This is a genomic window from Microbacterium sp. H6 (assembly GCF_003314775.1).
GTDB lineage: Bacteria > Actinomycetota > Actinomycetes > Actinomycetales > Microbacteriaceae > Microbacterium > Microbacterium oxydans.
In genome coordinates, this window is the sequence record NZ_QOAY01000032.1 from 18,040 (window position 1) to 23,631 (window position 5,592).

Below are 5,592 nucleotides of genomic sequence, written 5' to 3' on the forward strand. Positions count from 1 at the left end.
GCCGCCGAACAGATCCTTGAAACTGCGGGACCCGCGTCGGTTGCGACGGAAACGCACTCCGAGGCTGCTGACTTCGATCGCGGTCGCCATCACAGCTCCTTCAGCACGGGTCGCTCGAGCTTGCGGAAGGCCCAGATCCCCAGCGCGAGGATCAGCAGGCTCATCGCGATGCTGATCGTCAGCGTGAACGTGTTCCACTGGTCGGGGAAGAACGGCATCCGGTAGAGCATGAAGATGCCGGCCAGCGGGTTGAAGGCTCCGAGGGTCTGGAAGATCCCCGGCAGATCGGTCACGTTGTAGATGATCGGCGTCGCGTAGAACATCGCCCGCAGGATCAGCGCCGTCGTGCGCTCCAGGTCGACGAAGAGCACGCACAGGGGCGCCACCAGCAGGCCGAGCCCGATGAGGAGGATGGTCTGCAGCACGACGGCCAGGGGAAGCCAGAGGACGCCCCACCCGATCTGCACCGTCCGGTTCGGATCGGCTTCGACCAGAAGGTTCACGACGATGAACAGCACGAGGACCGGCAGCGAGAAGAGGAACTCGATGCCCTTGCTCAGCACGATCCGGTTCACCCAGATCGATCGAGGGATGGCCGTCGAACGCACCAACCGCGAGTCCTTCTTGAAGGCCTTCGTGAAGTCGGAGACCGAACTGTTGAACCACACCCAGGGCAGCAGCGCGCTGATGAGGAAGATGATGTACGGCTCTTCCCCGACGTCCCGCTTGAACACCTGCGTGAAGACGAACCAGTAGATCACGCTCATGACGAGCGGATCGAGCACGGACCACAGGTAGCCGAGGATGCTCGTCGAATAGCGGACCTTCAGGTCTCGGGCCGAGAGCAGCCACAGCGAGTGAAGGTATCGCCGCGGCGTCCCCGGCGCCCCGACAGCAGCGTGACTCACAGTGCCGAGTCTAGGCGAGCTCGTTGTTCCACATCGACAGCGCAGAGCCGATGGCCATGTGCATGTCGAGGTACTGGTACGTGCCGAGACGGCCGCCGAAGTGCACGTCGGTCTCGCCCTTGGTCAACTCGCGGTAGGCCAGCAGGCCGTCACGGTCGGTCGGGGTGTTCACCGGGTAGTACGGCTCATCGTCGCGCTCGGCGAATCGCGAGAACTCCCGCATGATGACCGTCTTGTCCTGCGCGTAGACGTCCTTGCGCTCGGGGTGGAAGTGCTTGAACTCGTGGATGCGCGTGTAGGGCACATCCATGTCCGGGTAGTTCATGACGCTGGTGCCCTGGAAGTCCCCGACGCTGAGCACTTCCTGCTCGAAGTCGAGCGTGCGCCAGCTGAGCGCACCCTCCGCGTAGTCGAAGTAGCGGTCGACCGGCCCGGTGTACACGACCGGCAGCTGACCGACCGTGGCCTTCTTGTTCAGCGGCTGCGAGTCGTCGAAGTAGTCGACGCCCAGCTTGACCTCGATGTTCGGGTGGTCGGCCATCCGCTCGATCCAGGCGGTGTAGCCGTCGGTGGGGAGACCTTCCCAGGTGTCGTTGAAGTAGCGGTTGTCGTAGGTGTAGCGCACGGGCAGACGGCTGATGATGTCGCCGGAGAGCTTGTGCGGATCCGTCTGCCACTGCTTGGCGGTGTAGTCGCGGAAGAACGCCTCGAACAGCGGACGCCCGACGAGAGCGATGCCCTTCTCCTCGAAGTTCGTCGCCGACTTCACGTCGAACTCCCCCGCCTGCTCCCTGACGAGAGCCCGAGCCTGGTCCGGCGTGTACGCCGCCTGGAAGAACTGGTTGATCGTGCCCAGGTTCACCGGCATCGGGAAGACCACGCCCTTGTGCGTGGTGTAGACGCGGTGGACGTAGTTGGTGAAGCTCGTGAATCGGTTGACGTACTCCCACACCGTGGCGTTCGACGTGTGGAAGAGGTGGGCGCCGTAGCGGTGCACCTCGATACCGGTCTGCGGCTCGGCCTCGCTGTAGGCGTTGCCGCCGATGTGGTGACGACGGTCGATGACCGTGACCTTGCGGCCGGCGTTTGCGGCGCGCTCTGCGATGGTGAGGCCGAAGAAGCCCGATCCGACGACGAGGAGATCCATGTTGCTGCTTTCTGCCCGATGAGGCTCCGATGCGCACGAGAACGCGCGCCACACAGGTTCTCCACTCTACCGGGGCTCACCAGGGGAACCCTGTCAGCCACCCGTCGGCGGAAGCACCTCGCCCTCATCCAGCATCGCCTGCAGCATCGGGGCGAGTGTGCGCCCGTACGTGTCGGAGACGTGGTTGTCGTCGATGTACACGGCGACGTTCCCGATCACGCCGAGGCAGATGGAGTCCGGGCACATCCACGGTCGGAAATCGACGGCGGTGATCCCCTCGCGCTCAGCGAGCGCATCCAGGGAGACCCCCTCCTCGAACCCGATCTCCGGAACATCGCACATCTCGTCGGCCTCGTAGACGCAGCCGTACATGTCGAAGTCGAACCGCGGATTGTCACGTACGGCGATCACCTGGATACCGCGGTCGAGCAACAGCGACACGATGTCCTCGATCCCGTCCACCAAGACCTCCGGTGATGCCGGGCTGGCACGTGTGACGACGAGGTAGACCGCCTCGGGCTGCACGCGAAGGGCGTAGTCGATCGCCGCTGATCTCCATTCCTCGCAGGACGCGGCATCAGAGGCGGTCTCCGAGGAAGGAGCCGTGTCGGTGGAGGTGGAGGGTGCGCCGATCGCGATCGAGCATCCGCCCCTGAGCAGAGCGATCAGCTCCCAGTCCTGACCCTCCGCGGAGACCCGCAGCGGCGACATCAGCTGCTGGGCATGCGAGTCTCCCATCACGAGGACCCGCCGAGTCCCCGGTTCGGCGGCTCGCACGGTCTGCGTGCACGAGTCTTCCAGGGCCGGTTCGAGGGCGACGAGGTCGCCGGTGCACTCCTGCCCGAGATAGACCCACTCCGCATCAAGGGCCGTGGGGTCGGGGATCAACGGCAGGTCGATGCCCGCGAGATCGATGGGCGAATCGATCTGGGCCGCGCCCGGGTACCCCTGGGAGGCACTCGCCTGGATCGCGTCGGTGCGCTGCACGATGGCGCCCTGCCACGCGCCGAGCGGTACCGCGACGACCAGCACGGCCGCGACGAGCACCCCGATCCCGAGCTTCTTCGACCCTTTGAGCGCCTTCGCCTCCCGGACAGGCTGCTCGACGAAACGGGAGAGCAGCCTCGCGAGGACGAAGGACAGCCCGATGGTGCCGAGGCCCGCCAGCATCCCCGGTTCGGATCGACCGGAGAAGACCATCCAGATCACCAGAACGGGCCAGTGGACCAGGTAGAGCGCGTAGGCGTCGCGCGACACGTACCGGAGAGGACGCGATGCGAGGAACGCCGTCGGTCCGCCGCGAGCCCCGTCCCGACCGGCGATGATCACGAGCGCTGCGCAGAGGATCGGCCACAGCGCGAGATAGCCGGGGAACCCTCCCTGCACATCGATGACGATGCCGCAGACGGCGATCCCGAGCACACCGATCCAGCCGAGCGTTGCGGCGCCGCGGATCGGACCGCGTAGAGCGGGCAGCGCCAAGGCGACCAGAGAGCCGGCGGCGAACTCCCACAGCCGGGTGCGGGTGTCGAAGTAGGCGAAGTCCTGAGCACTGTTCGTCTCCATGATGGAGAACACCAGGGACACGACGAAGATGGTGCCGAACACGGCGAACAGCGCGGGAACGATCAGGTGGCGACGCGTTCTGAGAACCAGCCACACCCCGGCGAGGAGCAACGGCCACAGCAGGAAGACCTGCCCCTGCACCGACAGGGACCAGAAGTGCTGGAACACGCTCGGGGTCTGCGAAGAACGCGCGTAGTAGTCCACCTCGGAGAAGGCGAGGGTCCAGTTCTCGACGTAGAACAGGCTCGACCATGCCTCGCTCCACACCCGTGGCCACTCGGTCCGCGGGAACGCGAGGAAGGCCACGGCGAGCACCCCCGCGATCGTGACAGCGGCGGCGGGGACCAAGCGCAGGAACCGTCGGATCCAGAACGACCCGAGCTGCAGCGGTCGCCCCTCCTGCATCCTCCGGGCGAACGACCCGGTGAGGAAGAACGCGGAGACCATGAGGAACACGTCGACGCCGCCGGAGACCCGTCCGAGCCACACGTGATAGACGACGACGAGCAGGATCGCCAGGGCGCGGAGGCCGTCGATGTCGGCGCGGTGCGAGGGCACTCCCCCCGAGGCGTGAGGAGCACCCGGGGACGGCGCGAGGAACGTCTGTTTCATAGCGGAGCGGCCATGCCGGCGAACGGGCGCCGCGGTCTGTTCGGGGAGACCGTAGCCGCACCCAGCCTAACGTCGCGACGACGGAGAGTGGTCGCGACGTCCTCAATGATCGGTCGGCGGTGTCTCCGAGGCGAGGTGGCGGGCGCTGCTCGCTCGCAGCAGCACGGTCGTGCGATAGGTCGCGACGAGCACGGCGGATGCCGCGATCACACCGACGATCCCGATGAGACCCCACAGCAGCACGGCAGGAATCATGAGCGGGAGGCTGATGACGGCGGCGACGACCGATGACTTCGCGAGCTCTCTCTCCTTGTGGAGGGCGACGAGCCCGGCGAGACCCACGATCTGCGCGACGCACTCCCCCGCGAAGCCGATCCCCGCGATGAGCGCGATCTCGAACGGGATGACGGCCTTCCCCACCGTCAAGGGGATGGAGATCGGGGTTGCCAGGAACGCGAAGCATGCGCCGCCGAACAGCCCCACGGCCAGGCCCACCCACAGCGAGCCCCTTGCGCGCAGACGGGTCTGCTCCGGTCCTGCTTCCGGCACCCACCCCTGCACGGCCTGGAGGATGGGGGCGAGCACGAGCACGCCGTACCGGTACAGCTTGTCGACGGCGGCGAAGATGGGCAGGACGGGCTTCATGTAGACGTCGACGAGGAGCACCGGGAGCATGGTCGAGAGGTTGCCGAAGAGCACCGTCGCGAGCCCGGGGATCTGTGCGCGCATCGTCGATCCGAGCTCCTTCACCCTCGTGCGGTGGAGGCGCACTCCGTCGCGCTTGCGCAGTGCGAAGAGAAGACCGCCGACGACGCCTGCGACGGTCGCGAACGCGACGCAGTAGAGGTAGGAGGTCAACGTCGGCGCGATCACCACGGCGACCAGCGCGGCGACCTGTCCCAGGACGGCAGGCAGCGCGTCGAACACGAGCATCGCCACGGGCCTGTTGGTCCCGATGAAGTACCACGCGGCCCCGATTCCGGGGATGGCATAGGCGATCGTGGCGAGCACGGCCGCGAGCGGATCCGCGCCGAGCACGATGCCCAGGATCACGGCGAGCGGACCGACGATGAGGAACAGGAGCACTCGGGCGACGACCGAATCGGCGAGGAACTGCCGTCGGCTGCTCGCGGGGAGCGCGGAAACGGTGCTGGGGCCCGTCGCACCCCACCCGAACGCGACGAAGATCGATGCGAACTGGCCGATGATCTGGAGCACGAACAGACGCGCCCACTCGTCGGTGCCGATCGTGCTGATCAGCAGCGGGATCGAGACGATGCCCACCACCGTGGACGCGACGATCGAGACCGAGAACAGCGCGCTCCGGCGCAGCAGGTCGTGTCGAAGCAGCGCTCCCAG

4 protein-coding genes and 1 pseudogene are annotated in these 5,592 nt (G+C 66.5%); all 5 read right to left on the minus strand.

What is annotated here, in order from left to right; translation table 11 throughout:
* Window positions 1-90: pseudogene (locus DSP71_RS22905) on the minus strand (ABC transporter ATP-binding protein); the annotation flags it as partial.
* Window positions 90-908 (minus strand): ABC transporter permease, encoded by an 819-nt coding sequence (locus DSP71_RS01540; protein WP_046749515.1) that lies wholly within the window; start codon window positions 906-908, stop codon window positions 90-92. The gene DSP71_RS01540 and the pseudogene DSP71_RS22905, both read right to left, overlap by 1 nt.
* A gap of 10 nt (window positions 909-918) precedes the next feature.
* Complete coding sequence (glf, locus tag DSP71_RS01545; protein WP_113680193.1) at window positions 919-2,055, minus strand: UDP-galactopyranose mutase; 1,137 nt, start codon at window positions 2,053-2,055, stop codon at window positions 919-921.
* A gap of 93 nt (window positions 2,056-2,148) precedes the next feature.
* On the minus strand, window positions 2,149-4,233 hold the full coding sequence (locus DSP71_RS01550; protein ID WP_113680194.1) for an acyltransferase family protein: 2,085 nt from the start codon (window positions 4,231-4,233) through the stop codon (window positions 2,149-2,151).
* A 102-nt stretch (window positions 4,234-4,335) separates the two neighbouring features.
* A partial coding sequence (locus tag DSP71_RS01555) for a lipopolysaccharide biosynthesis protein (RefSeq protein WP_181800630.1) occupies window positions 4,336-5,592 on the minus strand: 1,257 nt, incomplete at its 5' end.

Coding starts and splice junctions, on each gene's coding strand:
- DSP71_RS01550 (WP_113680194.1), bottom strand. CDS start 4,233: ATGAAACAGACGTTCCTCGCGCCGTCCCCGGGTGCTCCTCACGCCTCG.
- glf (WP_113680193.1), bottom strand. CDS start 2,055: ATGGATCTCCTCGTCGTCGGATCGGGCTTCTTCGGCCTCACCATCGCA.